The organism is Phormidium pseudopriestleyi FRX01 (assembly GCF_017313335.1).
In the GTDB taxonomy this organism is placed as follows: domain Bacteria; phylum Cyanobacteriota; class Cyanobacteriia; order Cyanobacteriales; family Laspinemataceae; genus Laspinema; species Laspinema pseudopriestleyi.
Window position 1 is genome coordinate 1 of sequence record NZ_JAFLQW010000583.1, and the last position, 20,087, is coordinate 20,087.

General features: G+C 48.1%; 13 protein-coding genes and 2 pseudogenes. 9 read left to right on the top strand and 6 right to left on the bottom strand.

Annotation, left to right across the window (positions count from 1 at the left end):
- The 4 genes from J0895_RS22275 to J0895_RS22290 form a co-directional block, all read left to right on the top strand.
- On the top strand, positions 1 to 870 hold an 870-nt coding region (locus J0895_RS22275), incomplete at its 5' end, for a CHAT domain-containing protein (protein ID WP_207090185.1).
- Positions 871 to 1,084: 214 nt separating this feature from the next.
- Positions 1,085 to 2,524, top strand: coding sequence for a phosphoglucomutase/phosphomannomutase family protein (locus tag J0895_RS22280; protein ID WP_207090186.1), 1,440 nt, complete (start codon positions 1,085 to 1,087; stop codon positions 2,522 to 2,524).
- Between the two features lie 67 nt (positions 2,525 to 2,591).
- A complete protein-coding gene (locus J0895_RS22285) occupies positions 2,592 to 2,822 on the top strand; it encodes a LapA family protein (RefSeq protein WP_207090187.1) in 231 nt (76 codons plus the stop codon).
- 209 nt (positions 2,823 to 3,031) lie between these two features.
- Complete coding sequence (locus J0895_RS22290) at positions 3,032 to 4,540, top strand: AMIN domain-containing protein (protein ID WP_207090188.1); 1,509 nt, start codon at positions 3,032 to 3,034, stop codon at positions 4,538 to 4,540.
- A gap of 148 nt (positions 4,541 to 4,688) precedes the next feature.
- On the opposite strand, the gene bicA is transcribed toward J0895_RS22290, so the two are convergent.
- Positions 4,689 to 6,395, bottom strand: coding sequence for a bicarbonate transporter BicA (bicA, locus tag J0895_RS22295; RefSeq protein ID WP_207090197.1), 1,707 nt, complete (start codon positions 6,393 to 6,395; stop codon positions 4,689 to 4,691).
- 435 nt (positions 6,396 to 6,830) lie between these two features.
- The gene (locus J0895_RS22300) at positions 6,831 to 7,325 is read right to left on the bottom strand and encodes a DUF3172 domain-containing protein (protein ID WP_207090189.1); all 495 of its coding nucleotides are present in this window, start codon (positions 7,323 to 7,325) and stop codon (positions 6,831 to 6,833) included.
- Between the two features lie 627 nt (positions 7,326 to 7,952).
- Here J0895_RS22300 and J0895_RS22305 point away from each other — a divergent pair.
- From J0895_RS22305 to J0895_RS22325, 5 genes are all read left to right on the top strand, one after another.
- Positions 7,953 to 8,402 carry a late competence development ComFB family protein gene (locus J0895_RS22305; protein ID WP_207090190.1) on the top strand — a complete coding sequence of 150 codons (450 nt, stop codon included), beginning with the start codon at positions 7,953 to 7,955 and terminating at the stop codon, positions 8,400 to 8,402.
- Between the two features lie 26 nt (positions 8,403 to 8,428).
- Entirely contained in the window at positions 8,429 to 8,569 is a 141-nt protein-coding gene (locus J0895_RS22310; protein WP_207090191.1) for a hypothetical protein, read from the top strand.
- Positions 8,570 to 9,080: 511 nt separating this feature from the next.
- On the top strand, positions 9,081 to 11,129 hold the full coding sequence (locus tag J0895_RS22315) for a serine/threonine-protein kinase (RefSeq protein WP_207090192.1): 2,049 nt from the start codon (positions 9,081 to 9,083) through the stop codon (positions 11,127 to 11,129).
- A 167-nt stretch (positions 11,130 to 11,296) separates the two neighbouring features.
- A complete protein-coding gene (locus tag J0895_RS22320) occupies positions 11,297 to 11,494 on the top strand; it encodes a hypothetical protein (protein ID WP_207090193.1) in 198 nt (65 codons plus the stop codon).
- 119 nt (positions 11,495 to 11,613) lie between these two features.
- Complete coding sequence (locus J0895_RS22325) at positions 11,614 to 12,945, top strand: response regulator (protein ID WP_207090194.1); 1,332 nt, start codon at positions 11,614 to 11,616, stop codon at positions 12,943 to 12,945.
- A 34-nt stretch (positions 12,946 to 12,979) separates the two neighbouring features.
- Here J0895_RS22325 and J0895_RS22330 read toward each other — a convergent pair.
- From J0895_RS22330 to J0895_RS22345, 4 genes and pseudogenes are all read right to left on the bottom strand, one after another.
- Positions 12,980 to 13,519, bottom strand: a pseudogene (locus J0895_RS22330) (adenylate/guanylate cyclase domain-containing protein); the annotation flags it as partial.
- A gap of 256 nt (positions 13,520 to 13,775) precedes the next feature.
- Positions 13,776 to 15,242 carry an ATP-binding protein gene (locus tag J0895_RS22335; protein ID WP_242541514.1) on the bottom strand — a complete coding sequence of 489 codons (1,467 nt, stop codon included), beginning with the start codon at positions 15,240 to 15,242 and terminating at the stop codon, positions 13,776 to 13,778.
- Positions 15,243 to 15,650: 408 nt separating this feature from the next.
- Positions 15,651 to 18,572 carry an urea ABC transporter substrate-binding protein gene (gene urtA, locus J0895_RS22340; protein WP_242541515.1) on the bottom strand — a complete coding sequence of 974 codons (2,922 nt, stop codon included), beginning with the start codon at positions 18,570 to 18,572 and terminating at the stop codon, positions 15,651 to 15,653.
- 915 nt (positions 18,573 to 19,487) lie between these two features.
- A pseudogene (locus J0895_RS22345) lies at positions 19,488 to 19,955 on the bottom strand (adenylate/guanylate cyclase domain-containing protein); the annotation flags it as partial.
- Positions 19,956 to 20,087 lie beyond the last annotated feature (132 nt).

The window sequence follows — 20,087 nt, forward strand, 5'->3', positions numbered from 1 at the left end:
TATAACTGGCTGATTGCCCCGATCGCCACAGACTTAGAAGCCGCAGGGATTAATACCCTGATGTTCAGCATGGATGCGGGATTGCGTTCTTTACCCATCGCTGCCTTACATGATGGAGAACAGTTTCTCGTCGAAAAATACAGTCTGAGTCAGATTCCCTCTGTCAGCTTAATTGATACCACCTATCGTGCCTTACAGGATACAAGAGTTTTAGCAATGGGCGCATCCACCTTTACCGAACTGTCCCCCTTACCCGCAGTTCCTGTAGAACTCACAACCATTGCCGATCGCTTATGGCAAGGCAACGCCTTTTTAAACGAAGAGTTTACCCGGGAGAATTTACTCCAACAACGGCAAAACTATCCCTATCCCATCATCCACCTTGCCACTCATGGCGAATTTAAGTCCGGGAGTCCCGGCGAGTCCTATATTCAATTATGGGATGACCAACTGCAACTGGATCGGATTCGGGAAATGGGTTGGAACAATCCCGTCGTCGAGTTATTAGTCCTTTCTGCCTGTCGTACCGCATTAGGGGACGAACGCGCCGAATTAGGGTTTGCCGGTTTAGCAGTCCAAGCCGGGGTCAAATCCGCCTTAGCCTCCCTCTGGTACGTCAGCGATGAAGGCACTCTAGCACTGATGACCGAGTTTTATAGCCACCTGACGAATGCCAAAATTAAAGCTGAAGCCTTACGGGAGGCGCAAATTGCCATGATTCGCGGGGAAGTCCGGATGGAAGGGGGACAGTTATTCGGAACCGGAAATCTGGAAGGCATCACCCTACCTTCGGCTGCGCGAAATGAACGCCTCTCTTTTGCCCATCCTTATTATTGGTCCAGTTTCACCTTAATTGGCAGTCCCTGGTAGGGGAGATGGGGAGGATGGGGAGGATGGGGAGGAACGACAGCAAGTCGTTACTACAAACAGGGGAAGTTACAAACATCTCCCCCATCTCCCGTTTCTCCCCCATCTCCCGTTTCTCCCCCATCTCCCGTTTCTCCCCATCCAAGGACCAAGGACAAATGACCAAGGACAAATCCTGTACTATTAGGGTGAAGTGCGTTCAGAGAGACTAGCAAACATGAGTGCAGCAGGCACCTCAGAGGAAATCGTATTTGGGACCGATGGATGGCGGGGGATTATTGCCCGAGATTTTACCTTTGCCAACGTGCGGAAGGTGACGAGGGCGATCGCCGCTTATCTGGAAACTGCCTACAGTAAAGATAAACCCGTTTTAATTGCTTATGACCCCCGCTTTTTAGCAGACCAATTTTCTCAAACAGCGGCGGAAGTCTTAGTAGATTTGGGTTGGACTGTCAAGATGACGGACCGGGATTGTCCGACCCCAGTGATTGCTTATAATGCCCGCTTTATGAATACTGCCGGTGCATTGATGTTTACTGCATCCCACAACCCGGCCCCTTATTGTGGCATTAAATATATCCCCGATTATGCCGGTCCTGCTACCCCAGAAATCACCGATACCATTGTGGCAAATATTGCCAAGGCATCGGATGAACCGGCCTCGGGTAAGAATACCGATAAAATTTCCATTTTTGACCCCAAACCTGCTTATCTGGAATTCCTGTACACGTTGCTGGATGTGGATACCATTCGCAAGGCGAAACTGAAGGTCAAATATGATGCATTGTATTCTACTTCCCGGGGTTATTTAGACCTAGTTTTAGAGCATTGTGGTTGCGAAACTGAAAGCTTCCATACTTGGCGCGATGTCCTATTTGGGGGAGGAATGCCCGAACCCAAAGGAGAAATGCTGGTGGAGTTGGTCGAGGCGGTTAAAAAAGATGGTGCTGATTTGGGTTTGGCAACCGATGGAGATGCCGATCGCTTCGGGATTGTCGATGAAAAAGGGAATGTTCTCACCCCGAATACCATCCTGCTATTATTAGCACGGCACTTGCTCCAAAATAAAGGCAAAAAAGGCGCAATTGTACGGACGGTTGCCACCACTCACCTGTTAGATAACCTGGCAGAAAAATATGGTTTAACCCTCTATGAAACCGCTGTTGGGTTTAAATATGTTGGGGAAAAAATGCGGGAAACCGATGTGTTAATCGGCGGGGAAGAATCCGGCGGTTTGAGCATTTTGGGTCATATTCCTGAAAAAGATGGCATTCTAGCTGATATGTTAGTGGCTGAAGCCATTGCCTTCGCCGGTAAACCCCTGAGTCAATTGGTGGAAGAGGCGATCGCCGAAGCTGGCGGCCCCCTCTATAACAACCGCCTGGATTTACACTTAACAGAAGCCCACAAAACCGCAGTTCTCGACGCTTACCAGAAAAATCCTCCGACAGAAGTTGCCGGAATTAAGGTCAAAGAAGTGGGTCGCAAAGATGGGATTAAACTCTATCTTGAAGATGGCGGTTGGGTGTTGTTGCGTCCATCGGGAACGGAACCTTTGATTCGGGTTTATATGGAAACCAATTCTCCCGAAAAACTTCAAAGAGTCGGCCAAGAAATGCAGGCAAAAATCGATAAACTGGCCCCGGTTGCTGCCTAGTAAACCCCCAGGGAACGGCGGGGTGTAAATCCCTGCCGTTTGTTGTTGTAAATGAGGTTAAAACAGTATGCCAATTACCAAACTGATTCCGACCTTAGTGAGTGCGATCGCCGCGATTTGGGTGGTCGCGATCGCCCTGGTGTCGGTCCAAAATGCCACCCCGGTTTCCTTACAATTTCTGGGATTTAGTTCGATTCAGCTTCCGGTGGGTCTTGTATTAGCGGCGAGTACCGGATTAGGGATGATTGGAGGGGCGCTGGCCCTGTCTGTGTTTAGTAAGGGGCGTAATTTTTCCTGAATCTTAATACTCGGGTTCTATTACAACAGAATTTAGTGAATTTAACCGCTTGACAAATGTGACAAAATCGGATAATAGTTTAACTCAATTCCCAAAACCCGATCGCCTCGGCCTGTGGCCTAAACTCTTAATATTTAACTCATCCCTAACCGCATCTAAAGTCTCGACTTAGCCCTCTAAAAATCCCTTTAACCTATTTTTAACAAGCCATGCCCAAAGCAAGATTAGCGCGGCGGTTTTCCTTAATCCTGTTAGCGACGACCTTCTGTAGTTCCATGCCCAAAGCAGGATGGGCGATCGCCTCCGAACCCCTCTCAACTACCCCCATGCAGGCGATCGCCTCCGCACCAGAACTGAGAATCTGGGAATTTGACCCCTATACCAACGAACTGCAAATTACTGTCCCCGAGGGCATCACCCCAGACTATTCCATCCTCACCGAACCCCTGCGGATTGTGATCGATATCCCCAATGGCGACAATCCCGTACAGTCCAACGCCGAAAACTATCAAGGGACTGTCCGGGAAATTCGGATTGCTCAAATGGAATCAGGGGTCACTCGGATTGTCATGGAATTTGCACCGGGAGTCACTCTCGATTCCAATGCCGTCACCGTCACCCCGATCGGACAAAGCAATCGCTGGGTGGTTCGTCCGGCAGTGCAACTATCCGACTCCCTACCCACTACGGCAACGGAACCAAATGCAGACCTTCGCACCCTGCCCATGTTACCGCCATCTGCCGCGAATCAGCCCCCAGCCATTTCCTGGCCCTCACCAACCCTAGAATCGGCAGAATTGAACCCGAACCCAGAACAGGCACAGATGCCAATTCTGAATGTGCCGCCACCGCCACCGCAACTCTCGGAATTAAACATCACCGTTGAGGATGCCCGATCGCTGGAATTAACTGAGGATTTAGACTTTGAATTGCCGGTGGAAACCACAACTGCCACCAATCGCACCCCCACAGTCACCGTTCCCCCAGTGGACAGTCCCTCGGTTCAGGAGGCGATCGCGCAGAATACCCCAACTCCGGTGAATGTGGTGAATGTCGAACCCGAAATTTCACCGCCACCGCCACCGCCTGTTATCGAAACACCCACCGCCCTAAATCCGGGGACCGATGGTATCCTCGCCTTTGGACAACCCCTGCCGACAACCGGGGCGATCGCCAGGGGTCCCGCACCTGTAACCGCTGAAACTCCCCCATCCATTCCCGAGGAAGTGGCGGCGAATATCCCTTCTGATGTGTTGCTTTCTTCCGGAACTGTCCTGGTTCTGAGTTATCCCGGTTCCGTGGCGATCGCCCTAGAAGATCGCCTCCCCAGACAAGAAGTCCTACTCGTTTATTCTGATATTTATGATCGCACCGGCCAACTGATTGCGCCAGTGGGCACCCCAGTGATTGGCAGTTTCCAGCGCGATCGGGGGAAAATCCGCTTTCAGACTCAATCGATCGTCCTCAAAGGTCGTGCCATCCCCTTCCTCGCCGAATCCGAACCCATCGACAGCAATCGAGATATTTCCGAGAGACGAACCATTAGCTACTCCGCAGTAGGGGCCGTTGCTGGGGCCGTCCTCGGAGGGTTAGCTGGGGGTCCCCTGTTAGGCGGTGCCGCCGCCGGTGCACTCACCTCGCTTCTGCGTTCCGATATCGCCGCCATTGTCGAACCCGGACAAATTCTCCCAGTCCGGTTAAGCGAACATTGGCGGTAGTCGTTCCCTCCTTGACCCAAGTTGGAGACAGAATCCTAAAAAAGGGGGAGGCGATCGCATCGCCTCCCCCTTTGTCTGCACCTAACTCAGGGACTGAATCAGAGTGACAGCCAATCCCGGTCCTAAAAAACCCTTGCGGGTCTTCAATTCAAGAAGATTGCATCTGCAAACCCCCTTGATTCGTGATGAAAACATCCTTCACATCCTCAGACTCCACCGAAATCAAGGCAACCGCTTGTTGAAGTGCCTCGATGCGAGTCGCCGTCATATGGTGAGGGGGTAACAGTTTCACAATCCCAAACCGTTCTAACCGACGTTTAATCTGACCCTCAGCACCCACAATAAAGACTTGACGACCCTTGTCTAGGGCATCTATAATCACATTTTCGATCGCCAGGGAAGAAGTCACCCCTAACATTGGCACATCAGCCAGGTCCAAAATCAGCACTTCAAAATTATCCACTGCCGACTGTTCCCGGGAGATCGCCTTGGAGACTCCAAAAATCATCGGTCCGCTAATATGGAACAGCAGAATCCGGCCATTCCCTTTTTGCAGCAACAACTTCTCTTCATCAGTTAAGAGGATTTCATCATCATCATCCGTAATTGCCTTGACATCCTTTGCATGAATATCGCTCAGACGTTGGATGGTCAAGAGATTGGCAATAAACACCCCGACGCCGACGGCGACGATTAAGTCTACAAACACCGTAAGCGCAATCACCCCGTACATAATTAACGCCGCTTTCACCGAGACGCGGTGAGCCCGTTTGAGGAAACCCCAATCGATAATATCAACCCCCACCTTGAGGGCGATCGCTGCCAACACCGCCATCGGAATATTTTCCGTCAGACCTGCCGCCCACAAAATCACCACCAGCAAAATCCCTGAACGGGTTAAACCCGACAATGCAGTTCTACCACCGGCTTGGATATTCACCACCGTTCCCATCGTCGCACCGGCACCGGGAAGTCCGCCACAGAGTCCTGAAACGATATTACCAATCCCTTGTCCGATTAATTCTTTATCCGAATCATGGTGAGTGCGGGTCAAACTATCGGCAATCACGGAAGTCAGCAGGGAGTCGATACAACCGAGCATCCCCAAGACAATGCCATTAATCAGCATTTCCCGAAATTCCGTGACAGTAAACACCGGCATATTTAATTGCGGCAGTCCCATTGGAATGACGCCAATCGTCCGAATATCCGCATTGGAGAAAAACACCACAGAAAAGACAGTCCCGACAATTAATGCCACCAATTGCGGGGGTACGATCCGCTTATATTTGGATGGCATTAAGAACAGAATCCCTAACGTCAGACCGGCTAAAATTGCTTCGGGTACGTCAATATTCGTCACAAACATCGGCAGATTGCGAAGGGATCCGATCACCCCTCCTTTACTAGCATGACCTAAAAAAGGTCCGATTTGCAGCACGATCAGAATCAAGCCAATTCCCGACATAAAGCCGGAAATGACGGTGTAGGGCATCAGGGTAATATATTTACCCAATTTGAATACCCCGAAGATAATTTGGAAGAGTCCGGTCAGCATGACCACGGTAAAGGCCATCGCCAATCCGTTCTCCGGATTTTTGGCAACTAGGGAGGCAATGATCGTCGTTATCACCACTGTCATGGGTCCGGTGGGTTCCGACATCAGGGCCGGAGTTCCCCCAAACAACGATGCAAACAAGCCCACGCAGACGGCACCATAAAGACCGGCAACGGGTCCTGCACCGGAGGCGACCCCGAATGCTAGGGCCATTGGGAGCGTAACGATCGCCGCAGTTAGACCTCCAAACAGGTCCCCGCGAACGTTTCTAAAATGGATCTCATTAAAGATACTCATCATTGGGTGATAAATTAGAGCGTTGAGTCGCCCTTTTAACAATTGGATTTTCTAATCATATCGGAACCGGAATTCTTGGCAAGGGTTTGGGAGCATAAAAACCTTCAGAGTTTTTTTATGGCTATGATTACACTCACCCTTATCTCATAAATTAAAAAACTGACAGACCTTTACCAGCAGATGGTTGGGGATCAACGGTTTGCCACATCTACAACCTGATCTCCTATCAATCTTGCAGTGGATTGGTTCTGACCTATGGTTACTATAAAGAATCATCAATGGTAACGATTTAAACGGGAATAAATACTTAATCTAGCCCCATTGTTGGGAGTCAAAGGGGGCGGATGAGGAACCCTAAAAATGCCAAAGGACGCGGATCACCCTCCGCGTCCTGATTAGTAGCAACATTTAAGGGGTTACCCCACAGCGATCGCCCTAAAAGCGTTGGGTTTCTGGGGGTTTACCTCCAGATCCCTGGAAGAACAGATTTCCCGCAGCGTCATTCTGGTAAATGCAACTAATGTCTGGGCTATTTTCCAATGCGCCGGTGAATCCAAAGGTGTTCATGCGATTTTTGCAGTCACGGACCTGATCATTATTGACCAGTTTGCGTTGCTCCAGAATATTCCAGGTATTGGTCCGCAGTACACACCCCGGCTGCATTTTGGGCTGGGATATATAGACATTGAAGGGATTAAGGGTGACGAAGATGCGAGCATCCATCACCATCGCACTGGCTCCATATTGAATGCAGAGTTCCGGATTTGGGGCGCTGCGATCGATGACTTCCCGCGATGCCACGTTTTCTGGACTGAAGTTGGCGGTAGAGCTAAAGGCAATACCAATCCCGATTCCCAACACGAAAACCCCAGCTAAAATCGCCAGGGAAGTGTAGTTAAGGGGGGATGAAGATTTTGGTTTTCGATACATGGTCTTTGGTGGGGTTGAGACGTTGGTTTGGGATGGTTTGGAGGTTCTCTATCTATTAGTATGCCGAATCTGACTGCTAGATGGCTGTTCCTCAACGGTGCGATCGCCAGGACATTCCTCCCTTCTCCCCACTTTAATACGGTAATCCCACCCCCCGGAACCAGAAATCAAGGGCCAACACCCCACAAGAAATGTATTCCTTCCCCCCACGAACCCAGACTCCCAACCGGCTGTATTTTTTGACTTCAGGTCAACAAGTGGTAAAATTCAAGAAACTGAGGGCCAATTACGAGCATCTTAAAAAAAAATTAAGGTTTAACGAAAAAATTGGATTGACGCTAAATTTTTATTTTATTTTTACAATTTTTAAGGGTAAACTAAAGATAAGCAATAGCAAAATAGGCTTAAGCGATTTGATTGGCCACTTCAGGGATTTCACCGTCATCTGCAAAACAGCTTATCTATGGAAGTCTTGACCGGGAAAGGCGGGAAGATTTCTGAGCTTTTACCCTGACTCGTAAATATCGGTGAGATGGGGCCTAAATTTCTCTTAAATTGGGTCAATTTTGGAGAAATTTTTAACTAGAAAAATCACGGGTTGTGATTCATTAATTGACGGGTTTCATTATGGCAAAACACCTTGTAAATTTAACGTTAAAATTGATATCAGAGCGAGTCGATTACATTCTTAAAACTCATCCCTACTCTTTATATAAAAGCGTTATCGACTGCTCAGATTTTCAGTTAGAACTGATTGCGTACATTTTAAATCGAGTCCCTAGTCTATATGTCGTCACCGGGGACGATCGCCCGGCGATCCGATTCTGCTTAGGGTCCTCAGAACAGTTCCATCTGGAAGGGTTAATTCATGAAGGTATCCACGTTATTCTGCCCAAGGTATTGAAAACTCCACCCCAAGAATTTTGTGACCTTCTCAAATCCCGTCCCTACCGCAGTAAAGACGGCAAATCCAAACCGAGTCAGGGGGAAGCGAGTCAGGAATCCTGCCAGTGGGATGAACTGGCAATTTACGCTCGGACCAAGTGGGTTGAACAGAATGGGATGCATATCCAATAACTTTATGACCTTTTGATTGGGGTGGCATGGTGCAACGTCCTGTTGAAGATAGAAATCCGATGCAACCGGGGATGCCAGAAGTTCGTCTTGACTTAAAAGAGGTCGTTACACCGGAATTAAAGATTCTGGTCAATCGGCTGATCATGCAACATTTCTTAACAAAATAGAGCCACCTCTTGTTTTTGCCTCTAAATCCGGTACCGATCTCCTAGAGCGCCCAGTAAAGGGCAGACAACCGGGTTTCCGCAATAGATTTGTTGCTTCTCAAGCAGAGATTTTTGCAAGAAACCTGCGGGTTTGTCCCTGGAATCTAAAACTGTGCCGATGCTTTTGCAGGCATTGCTTTCAAAGAAAAGTCACCCTCATGAGGGAGGCGAGGGAATAGAAGCGAGCATAAAGAAACGAGATATTCCGGATGGGGCATCAGCAAAGGGCGAAGGTATTCCCTCGTTGAGCGCGATCGCCCTCCAAATTAGAGAAAACAGACCAACGGAAATCCCTTGTGGAGAGAGTGGAGTGAAATCGCTTCCAGGGTGCATGACTTGCTGATTAAGACCTTGATCTAGGGACTCACTCCCCAGATGAAGAGATTTAATTCCTCCCCGAGTGGACACCGGAAACGCAAGTTATGCTTGGGAAGATTTATTATAGATTAAATGTGCTAAGGGCTTGCGAATTATGACTCATTGCATCAATCCCGATTGCCAAAATTCAGAAAATACCCATTACGCTGACAATTGTTCTAGCTGTGGGCAACCGCTGCTTTTAAAAAGCCGGTACCGCTGCTTGGAACTCCTCGGTCAGGGAAAATATGGCCGCACCTTCTTGGCGATCGATGAAGACCAACCCTCGAAACCTCGTTGCGCGATTAAACAGTTTTTCCCCGGAAAAACCGACAAGGCGATCGCCCAATTCCGAGGGGCTACTCCTGGATCCCCGAAAGCATTGACCTCAGAAATCATGCTTTTGGATGAATTGACTCAGCATCCGCTGATTCCCGAACTCTATGCTTCTTTTGAAGATAATGGCAGTCACTATTTAATCCAAGAATATGTTGAAGGCCAAAATTTAGCCGCTGAACTCGCTGAAAGCGGCCCCTTTAATGAGAAAAAAATTCGTCAAATTCTCACCGACGTTCTGCCGGTGTTGAAATTTGTTCATAACAGTTTGTTGATTCACCGGGATATTAAACCCGAGAATCTTATTCGTCGCATCAGGGATGGCAAAATTATTCTCGTTGATTTTGGCACTGTAGAACATCCCACCGGGATGAGTGCGATCGCCTCCGCCACGGCCCTGGGTTCCGCAGAATATGCCGCCCCCGAACAAACCAAAGGCCAAGCAGTTATAGGGAGCGACCTGTACAGTCTCGGGGTTACCTGCTTGCATCTGTTAACCGGCCTGCCGCCCTTTGATTTGTACAGCATTAAAACGGAAAGTTGGGTCTGGTCTGAGTATCTCATTCAACCCGTCAGTCTACAGTTAAGCCGCGTTCTTGATACCCTAGTGCAGCGGGATGTCAAACAGCGCTATGCCTCCAGTGCTGAAGCCCTCAAAGCCCTGAATGCGCCCAACTTAGAAGCGGTATTACCCCCGCCCAACAAACGGGTGGCTACCTTGGTGGGTGGGGCAGCGATCGCCGTCTTGTCCATTACCCTGGGCTATCGTGCGCCCACTCCGGTCCCAGTGAGTTTCCAGCAGAAACCCTCGGCACCGCCACCGGCACCGCCTCAGATGATGTATCGGGTCAAACATCCGGAACTGTCTTACAAACTCCCGGCATTCCCCGGAGAGTCTAGCTATTCGGTGTCTAAAGTCGAACCGATGCGGACCTTGGCGATCGCCTCGGGACCCGTCTGGTCCGTCGCCGTCAGTCCCGATGGCAGCACGATCGCCTCCGGCAGCACCGATGGCACGATTCAACTCTGGCACGTTAGCACCAATAACGTCCGCGTTCCTCTGCGTATTCTCAGCGGTCATTCCGACCCAGTATGGACCCTAGCCATCAGTCCCAATGGCCAGTTCCTCGCCTCCGGCAGTGCGGATAAAACCATCAAACTTTGGGACCTCCAAACCGGGGAATTGCTCGGCACCCTCAAGGGCCACAAAGCCGGAGTCTTCTCCATCGCCTTCAGTCCCGATAGTCAAAGTCTCGCCTCCGGCAGCTTCGACAAGAGCATCAAAGTTTGGCGACTCCATGCCAACAACTACTCCGGACTCGTCGGTTCCGAAGTTCGCAGCTTCATCGGTCATTCCCAAGAGGTTCAGTCCGTCGCCTTTAGTTCTGATGGTCAAACTCTCGCCTCCGGCAGTACCGATGGCACCGTCAAACTCTGGAACTGGCAAACCGGCAAACTGATCCGCACCCTGTTGGGACATTCCGATGCCGTCTGGTCCGTCGCCTTCAGTCCTGATGGCAATACCATCGCCTCGGGAAGTTGGGATAAAACCATCAAACTCTGGGATTTCAGCAGTGGCCTCCCCATCCGGACCCTCAAGGGTCATTCCGAACAGGTTCACTCCGTCGCCTTTAACCCCGATGGCCAAACCCTCGCCTCTGGAGACCTAGGTGGCACGATTAAGCTCTGGAATATGGACACAGGTTCCCAAGTTGGAACCCTCAAGGGACATACCGATTGGGTGGGGGTCGCCTTTAGCAAAAGCGGCCAAACTCTAGTCAGTGGCAGCTTTGATGACACCATCAAACTGTGGAAAGTCAATCCTTAGTCAAATCTCAGGGACTAGCTTCCCCTTTGAATTTTTAGAAAACGCGATTGGGTGTACAGAACAAATCCCCGTCGCGTTTTTTCTCCGGTTTTCCTCGCTCATCACAGGCAGCAAACCAGTTTCAGGTCCTAGGACGCCAGTATCGTAGGGATGAGAAACCCAGTTTCTTGTCCTTGGCATCTCATACCAAATCCGGCATCCTGGAGCATTGCACTCGGCGATCGCCCGGTTACAAATCACAGCCTCCGGTCCCCCAATCCTATACAATCGATAAAACCCGGTCCGGATCCCTTGATCGCATCCCGGTTTTACCCCTAAAGCAACCCTCCATCGGCAGCGTCAAACCCAACCTGCTGATGGATTGATGAATCCATTTTGTCATCTTTTAGCCCGGTAAAACACGATTGTTCAGTTTATATTGTTTTTATATCGAGTCTTAAGTCTCAACCCCAGATCGATTTGAATAGCGAGGTAGGCGAGCGTGATGACCCCTGATAAAATAGGGTTAGTGTTAGTAATTGACGATTCCTCCACTAATCTAGAATTGCTCTATGATATTTTGACTGAAGTGGGCTATGAGGTCCTCTTGGCAAAACAAGGTATTAAAGGAATTGAACTCGCCCTAAGTCATCCGGTTGATTTGATTTTACTGGATCTCATCATGCCCGAACTGGATGGCTTCCAAACTTGCAACCTCCTGCAAACTGCTCCCGAAACCCATGATATTCCGATTATTTTCATGACGGGCATTTCTGATGATTTAAAAAAAGCCAAAGGTCTAGGAATAGGAGCTGTTGATTATATTACGAAACCTTTTTATAAAGATGAAATATTAGCTCGCATTAAAATTCATATTAAATTGCGTCGATTAACTCTCGAATTAATTCAGGAAAAACAATCCCTCGAACAACGAGTGGAAGAAAGAACCGCAGAACTCTCTCAAATTTTGGCCGAACTCCAAAAGGCTCAACTCCAATTGGTCCGGGGTGAAAAACTCTCTTCCATCGGCCAATTAGTGGCCGGTGTGGCCCATGAAATTAAAAATCCCTTGGGGTTTATTGCTGGGAATATTGATATCGCGACAGAAGGGGTTTATCATTTAATTGAATATTTGGAACTGTATCGAGCTAAATTTCTGAATAGCGGAGAAGAAATTCAGCGCAAAGGGGTAGAAATCGATATTGAGTATTTGTTACAAGATTTACCCAAAATGCTGGCTTCTATGAAAGTGGGAACCGATCGCATTTCTAACCTCAGCACTTCCCTGGGAACCTTTTGCCGTTCTGATACCACTGTTAAAGTCTTGGCGGATATTCATGAAGGACTCGATAGCACCTTAATAATTTTACAGCATCGGCTCAAAGCCACTCCGAACCGGAGAGAGATTAAAGTGGTTAAAAACTATGGGAAAATTCCTCGGATTCGCTGCTATCTCGGCCAGCTTAATCAAGTGTTTATGAATATTATTGCCAATGCCATTGATGCCTTAGAAGAGGGCCTGGGAAATGCTGTTTCGCCTCCAGATGTAGGGCTGCAAATTACAATTGATACCAAACTTAGCGCCGATGGTCAACAGATTGCGATTGAAATTGCCGATAATGGTCAGGGAATGACTCCGGAAGTGAAATCCCAAATTTTTGATTACTTATTTACCACCAAACTTGTGGGGAAAGGGACAGGGTTAGGGCTATCTATTTCCCTTCAGATTGTTAAAGAAGCTCACAATGGCAATTTGACTTGCTATTCTGAATTAGGGGGAGGAACTGCATTTGAAATCCAGATTCCCCTGGATGAATCGGAGGCGATCGCCTCCTGACGGAGTGGGTTTGCGATCCAAACTGTACCGGATTTTATGACCCTTTTCCCGTCAGCCAGTAGGTGAGCATTTCGCCTTTGCCTCGAATCGAAACTGTTTCCCGTTCTGTCAATATATAGTAGCTTTTCAATCGCTGGTATGTCTCATCAGTGACTTGAATTTGACCGGGTAATCCTTGAGATTCCATTCGCGAGGCCATATTCACCGGATCTCCCCAAAGATCGTAAATAAATTTCGTAGTCCCAATCACCCCGGCGACGACAGGACCCGTGGCAATCCCACAGCGAATTTGAAACGGTTCGCCGGTTTGGGTTTGAAATTGGCCGATCGCCTGCTGCATATCCAATGCCATCTGCGCGATCGCCGAGGCATGATTGTGTTGGGGGATGGGGACGCCACCGACCACCATATAGGAATCCCCAATGGTTTTAATTTTTTCTAATCCATGTTGGGTGGCGAGTTCATCAAATTGGGAAAAAATTTGATTCAGTAAAGTGACTAATTATGATTCTGACATTTTAGCAGACAATGGCGTAAATCCCACAATGTCGGCAAATAAAATACTTGCTTCATCTCTGTAGTCTATTTTGCAGTTTTTATATTTTTTTATGTTTTCCTAAAAACCACAGGTCAAAGTCACCCCTTTTGTTAAAGTGCTGCCGGAGTAAACCCATGACTTGATGTAAAAAATATCGGGCATAATCGGTCATCCATAAAAGTTCAATATATCGGGCAATTTAGGCTAGAATATTCTCGGCTAAAAATCCCTATTGTTCTGTTATCAAATCAAATCGAGTTATTTGAATCAACCCTCAGAGCCATTTTGGGGATTAAGCTTGGAGGACCTTTTCACCTCGGCAAACTTGTTTAACGGGTAGTTCTATCCAAAACTCTGTTCCTTGACCGGGGGTGGAAAAACACTGAATTTGACCCCCATGCTTTTCCACAACAATTTGATGACTAATAGATAAGCCTAACCCGGTTCCTTTTCCTACGGGTTTGGTTGTAAAAAAGGGATGAAAGAGGGAGGAAAGGACCTCGGAACTCATGCCCGCGCCATTATCGGAAATTTGAATCACCACCCGTTCACCCTTGCTTATGTGAGTGCGAATGTGAATCGTGGGAATAAATTCATCTGGACTGGAAAGGCTTGATGCTCGCACCTGTTTTTCTGCTAATCTCCACCCTTCGTTTCCCTCACCCCAATCTCCTCGTTTCATTTCCAAAGCATCAATCGCATTTCCAATTAAATTCATAAACACTTGATTAATCTGACAGGGAAATCCTTCGATTCCGGTAATTTCACCATAGTCTTTGACAAGATTGATGGCGGGGCTTTTACCATTGGCTTTGAGGCGATTTTGTAAAATCAAGAGGGTACTCTCGATGCCTTCATGAATATCCATCTGTTTCATCCTCGCTTCATCTTTCCGGGAAAAATTCCGCAAAGATAGCACTAACTGATGCATTGAATCTGACCCAATTTTAATTGAAGACAAAGTTTTGGGTAAATCTTCTTTAATAAAATGAAAATCAACTTCTTCGAGATGTTCACCTAGGATTGGGTCAGGATTCGGATATTCTTGTTGATACAGTTCGATAATTTCCAGTAAGTCTTGAACATAAGCGATCGCATGATTGACATTGCCATAAATAAAACTCACGGGATTGTTCAGTTCATGGGCGACACTGGCTAGGAGTTGGCCTAAACTGGACATTTTTTCGCTCTGAATCAGGCGATCTTGGGCATTTTTTAACTCCCCTAGGGCTTGTGCTAATTCAGCGGCTTGAGAACGAGCTAGGGTGGCTGCAATCTGGCTTTGACGATAGAGTTCCGCTTGCTGACGGGCGATCGCCTCTTGTTGGTCGTTACTTTCTTGTTGATATTGACTGACAATGGTATCTAAGTCATCAAGCAAGGGTCCACTCGCTGCATCTAGGATGTAACGCAGATGGGGATTTTCCGGGGTCAATTCCTCGTCTTCTGCGGCGATCGCCTGATTGACTGCGGCAATATAGGCTTTAATTTTCCGATCTAAATTGATCGGGGGTTCAAAGTACATGGATTTGACCGTTGAGGATGGATGTCCCGGTAATTGCAAGGCTGCATCCCCATAGATCAGCCCATTATGCGATTTTTCCATCAAGGTGATGGTTTCTCGCAAAGCCGAACGCCATTTTATTCTATCTTCCGGTGTCTGAGACCTCTCTAGTTGCAAGGCAAAGAGTGCGCTGCGTTGAGACAGCATTCGCTGGCGACCACTAATATTGACTACTGCCGCATTAATTTCTCGCATAGTTTGTATCTCAGCCATCTGAAAACAGTTGGTCAAACCGAACACGGCTTTTGACTCCACATCTAATAAATAGAGCTTTCTTCCCCTACAGCAGGACTGACAAATGACCTTTATATTTATAGAGGTGATTCGTGAATCGCCCCTGCATTTAGGGTGGGTTCGGAGAATATGCGTCAGTCCTGCCCTCAATCTTTTTTATGCCGATTCAGGGAATGAGTTTGTAGTTGAAGTTACAGACTTTTCATCCGATGCTGATTTTTCTGTTAAGTTATGTATTTTTTACATAACTGTTTTTAAAGTTTTTCAACAAATAAAAAATCCTCAAACATCCCCGAGGCGATCGCACTTAAGTCCGGATCCTCGGCGAAATGACCTCAGTTTCTGGCCCTCCAGCAACCGCAAGGCGGATTAACTGGCTCCCCCCATCAAAGACGGAATCACATCGATCGCCGGATCCGATGATCGTACTTTAGCCCCTTGACGGATGGGAATGACAATCCGAAACTCGGTCCCCTGACCGGGTTCAGATATACAGGAAATAGAGCCGCCATGCCGTTCCACCACGATCTGATAGCTAATCGACAGTCCCAAACCCGTTCCTTTGCCTTCGGGTTTGGTCGTGAAAAAGGCTTCAAATAGCTGCTGTCTGACTTCAGGTGTCATCCCGGGTCCATTATCCGCCACTCGAATAGCGACGGCCTCATCCCGCACGACTTCCGTGCGAATCCAAATCGTCGGCAAGGGTAATTGATATACTGGCAGCCGAGATTTAGAAAAATCCAGGTCCGATAAAGACATTTCGCCGGTTCCACCTCCGGTTTTCTTCCCCTTGCGATCGCTGTTCTCTAAGTCATGTCCATTTCCCTTGGCAGAATTGCTGGTATTCCATTTGCCCGTCATCTCTTCTAAGGCATCGATCGCATTCCCGATCGCATTCATAAAGACTTGATTGAGTTGACTCGGATAACATTCGACCGGGGGCAGGTCTCCAAATTGTTCAATCGTGGCGATCGCCCCGCAATAGGGATTTGCTTTCAGGCGATGATGTAGAATTAACAGGGTACTTTTGAGCCCTTCGTGAATGTCGGTGACTTTCAGTTCCGCAGTATCGGCCCGGGAGAAGTTCCGCAGCGATCGGGCCAATTCCCCAATCCGTTCCGCACCCACTCGCATGGAGGAAATCATTTGGGGGAGGTCTTCGAGGAGGTAGGCCAGTTCAATTTCCTCAGTGTAGGCACGAATCTCCTCCGACGGTTCCCCATAATATTTTTCGTAGAGTCCCAAGAGTTGCATCAACTCTTGCAGATACTTAGTGGCATAAGAGAGATTCCCATAGATAAAATTCACGGGATTATTGATTTCGTGAGCGACCCCTGCCACTAAAGACCCCAAACTGGATATTTTTTCGGTTTGTATCAGTTTGGCCTGGGTCTGTTTGAGTTCGTGCAGGGCAGTTTTCAGCTTGGCAGCTTGGGCGTTAGCGGCAGTGGCGGTAATACAACTTTGGTCATAGAGTTTGGCCTGATCGATGGCGATCGCAATTTGTATAGCTACATCTTGGAGTAACTCGACCTCACTTTCCGTCCAAGAGTGAGTGGAACTGCCATGCAGACAGACCAGGGCACCTTTTTGTCCGGAATGGGTTTGTACTGCCACGGCCAGTAATGAGATGATGGAGCGCGCTTGCAACAGGTCGCGACTCGGTTCGTCCAGTTGGCGATCGGCGATCACGTCATCGATTTGCAAGAGTTGAAGCTGTTGCAGGGCCTTCCCCAGAACGGGAATTTCTGCCAGGGGGTTATCTGTACAATCCTGGGACTGCCTGGGGTCCCGCGCTTCCTGACTCTGTTCATAATTGGGGGGATTTGATTCAGGATTATACCATAAAAACTGACAGCGGTCAATGGCCAGGAGATGGCGAATTTCGCTGACTGCGGTTTTTAAAATGGTGTCAATATTTAATGAGGTATGAATTTGACTAGAGAGGCGACGCTTGAGGAGTTCCACCCGCGATCGCAGTTCTCGAAACCGGGTTTCCGAGGCAACCAGTTCCTGTTGAGTGCTTTCTAGACGTTCGTTCGTAGCTTTAACTTCCGCCATTGCCATCTCAAGCTGACGGGATTTTTCTTCCATTTGACAACTATATTGGATCGACTGAGACACCTCTCCCAGCATCTCGATCGCCACTGCAGAAACACTCCCATTCATGGTTTCTATCCCCAACCAAGGCAGAGGGGCGATCGCATGGGGGTTTTCCCAGACAATTTTAAACTGTCCGTTCGGTAAAATTTCTCCGATTCGACAGGTTTTGGAGATATGATTATTCGCCTCAATTCGCACCAATCCCCCGGGTGCTTCAAAGGTTTGATTGTAGGCCGCTTTTCTCACCTGGTCCACATCAAAGGTTCCGGCTTTTTCTACAGATTGTTTCCATAAATAAACTTGTGTATAAGCCGCTTCAATTGGGTCACTGGTTACCCGATTTTTTCCATACCGGGCCTGAAAATTTTTGACAAATTTTTGATTTTGGGGCGTATTAACACTTTGAAAATAACTCCATGTCGCATAATGTCCGGTTGCTGCATCCCCAATCCGGCGCACTTCATCTTCGGCCACACTCACGGCGAGAATGGGCATCTCTGCTGCGGTAATTCCTGCTTCTCGATATTGGTGATAAAAGGCGATATTGCTATCCCCATTTAACGTGTTAAATACTAAGTCGGCTTGAGTTGCTTGAATCCGAGGGATGATATCTTGAAAGTTTTGTTCCCCTAATAAGATGTATTCTTCTCCCACAATTTCTCCGCCTTGTTGCTTGAGATGGGCGCGGATAATTTTGTTAATCGTCCGGGGAAATACATAGTTAGAGCCAATTAAGTAGATGCGCTTGCCTTTATTGGCGATCGCCCAAGTGAGAGCGGGTTCCACTTGCTGATTCGGACAGATGCCGGTATAGAAAATATGCGGGGAAGATTCCAGACCTTCATATTCCACTGGATACCAGAGTTGGGCATTAAACTCCTCTAAAACCGGCAGAACGGCTTTGCGCGATGCGGAAGACCATCCCCCAAAAATCGTGATCACTTGCTCCTGTTGGATGAGCTTGCGAGCTTTTTGAGAGAATTCGGTGGGTGAAGATGCTCCATCTTCAATCACGGGTTCTATCGGTTTTCCGAGTACACCCCCAGCCGCATTAATTTCGGCGATCGCCATCAGTTCCGCATCTTTTAGGGATGCTTCTCCAATTGCCATCGTTCCACTCAGGGAGTGCAGGATTCCCACTTTGACACTGGACTCGCATCGGTTCCCGGTCTCGCTCGTTTTACTCATGGCTGACTCTTCAAACACCTCGATGTTCTGGACTATGCCGCCACTGATTTAGGCGGCTCAGGTTTGCTGGTTGCTTGCGCTCCATTGTCTCAAACTTCACCTAATTTATGAAGAATACCTCTTTGTGCTCCTCTAGAAATTCCCGGCTTGCTTTCATCAGATATTTTTTTTCACTCCCGATTAGACTAACTCCTTCCCTGCGGTATGTTTCTGCACCCTTGTTCTGAAGTTTTATCAGCCTATCTCGCTTAATTCACTGAATCTTATGTCTGATTCCTGCTCAAATTCAATTAACTCTCCCTCCCACCAGGACGGAGGGATGCAATCACTCAACTAAAAACAGTTTAAATAGACCCCTAATAACCCCAGAGGATAAAAATACTCATCCTTATTTTTTTATTTTACATAATTTTCTCAAATTTTTGGACAGAGTTTTTGAGATAAACCCAATTCAGGTCCCGATTTTTCAATCCGGTTTCTTTACTCTGATATTTTGTGGTTTTTCAACAATTTTTTCAGCTTTTAGGGACAGAAAACCGTAACGATTTATACGCTTTATCAAAACTTATAAAAGCCTCGCGAAGAAAACTCACCCTTGAGGGGGAATAGACTAACCCCATTAAGCGCGAGAGTGCTAGTTTTTAGAATGGGGAGGATGAGGGAGATGGAGAAATGGGGAGGTTTACCCCGTGATGAACGCTCTGCCAAGTCACGCCCTATTAGAGGGTCTGCCTCCAGTCCCCCAACCCCGCAGGTGGTAGACCCGCCAATTGCTCGTATTATGGCTGAGGGCATAACACGAGAGCAACGACAGCAAGTCGTTACTACGAACCAGAAGAAACGACTTGCTGTCGTTGCTACGAGCATCGCCCCCATACTTCCCGGTGAACGATACCCAATCCAATGGGGAGGGTTTCAAACCTCTTCCTCGAAGGGCAGATCAAACAGGGGCGTGCAGATGCCGTCTTGTTTTCTGCCATTCAGTAGATAGACGAGCATTTCGCCCTTCCCTTTGATGGGGATAGGGCCTCGGCACTCGAAACAGTAGCTAGGCTGTAAAAGGGAGTAGGTTGTACTAGAGACCTGAATCCGTCCAGGAACCCCGTGAGATTCCATGGGAGAGGCAATGTTCACCGTATCGCCCCAGCGATCGTAGATAAACTTGTGAGTTCCGATCACCCCAGCGATCGCCAGTCCAGAATGAATGCCAATCCGCATGGCAAAAGATTCGTGACATTTGCGATTAAAATTCAGGATTTCCGTTTGCATATCTAGGGCCATTTCTGCGATCGCAGAAGCATGATGGCGGCGCTGCACCGGCAGACACCCTACCACCATATAGGCATCCCCAATCGTCTTAATTTTCTCCAACCCTTGACACTCCCGATGTCTAAAGACACGGGGATTCTTGCACAGCCTTAGACCAAAGCCTAAGTCTGATGGGCGCTGCTCAAAGTGCCTCTAATAAGTCCGCTCAAATTAGATTTGAACTTTCCCTTTACTTTGCGAAGGATA

What these genes read in the sequence shown, in the direction of transcription:
- J0895_RS22280 (WP_207090186.1), top strand. Translation starts at nt 1,085, where the DNA reads ATGAGTGCAGCAGGCACCTCAGAGGAAATCGTATTTGGGACCGATGGA.
- J0895_RS22285 (WP_207090187.1), top strand. Translation starts at nt 2,592, where the DNA reads ATGCCAATTACCAAACTGATTCCGACCTTAGTGAGTGCGATCGCCGCG.
- J0895_RS22290 (WP_207090188.1), top strand. Translation starts at nt 3,032, where the DNA reads ATGCCCAAAGCAAGATTAGCGCGGCGGTTTTCCTTAATCCTGTTAGCG.
- bicA (WP_207090197.1), bottom strand. Translation starts at nt 6,395, where the DNA reads ATGAGTATCTTTAATGAGATCCATTTTAGAAACGTTCGCGGGGACCTG.
- J0895_RS22300 (WP_207090189.1), bottom strand. Translation starts at nt 7,325, where the DNA reads ATGTATCGAAAACCAAAATCTTCATCCCCCCTTAACTACACTTCCCTG.
- J0895_RS22305 (WP_207090190.1), top strand. Translation starts at nt 7,953, where the DNA reads ATGGCAAAACACCTTGTAAATTTAACGTTAAAATTGATATCAGAGCGA.
- J0895_RS22310 (WP_207090191.1), top strand. Translation starts at nt 8,429, where the DNA reads ATGGTGCAACGTCCTGTTGAAGATAGAAATCCGATGCAACCGGGGATG.
- J0895_RS22315 (WP_207090192.1), top strand. Translation starts at nt 9,081, where the DNA reads ATGACTCATTGCATCAATCCCGATTGCCAAAATTCAGAAAATACCCAT.
- J0895_RS22325 (WP_207090194.1), top strand. Translation starts at nt 11,614, where the DNA reads ATGACCCCTGATAAAATAGGGTTAGTGTTAGTAATTGACGATTCCTCC.
- J0895_RS22335 (WP_242541514.1), bottom strand. Translation starts at nt 15,242, where the DNA reads ATGCGAGAAATTAATGCGGCAGTAGTCAATATTAGTGGTCGCCAGCGA.
- urtA (WP_242541515.1), bottom strand. Translation starts at nt 18,572, where the DNA reads ATGAGTAAAACGAGCGAGACCGGGAACCGATGCGAGTCCAGTGTCAAA.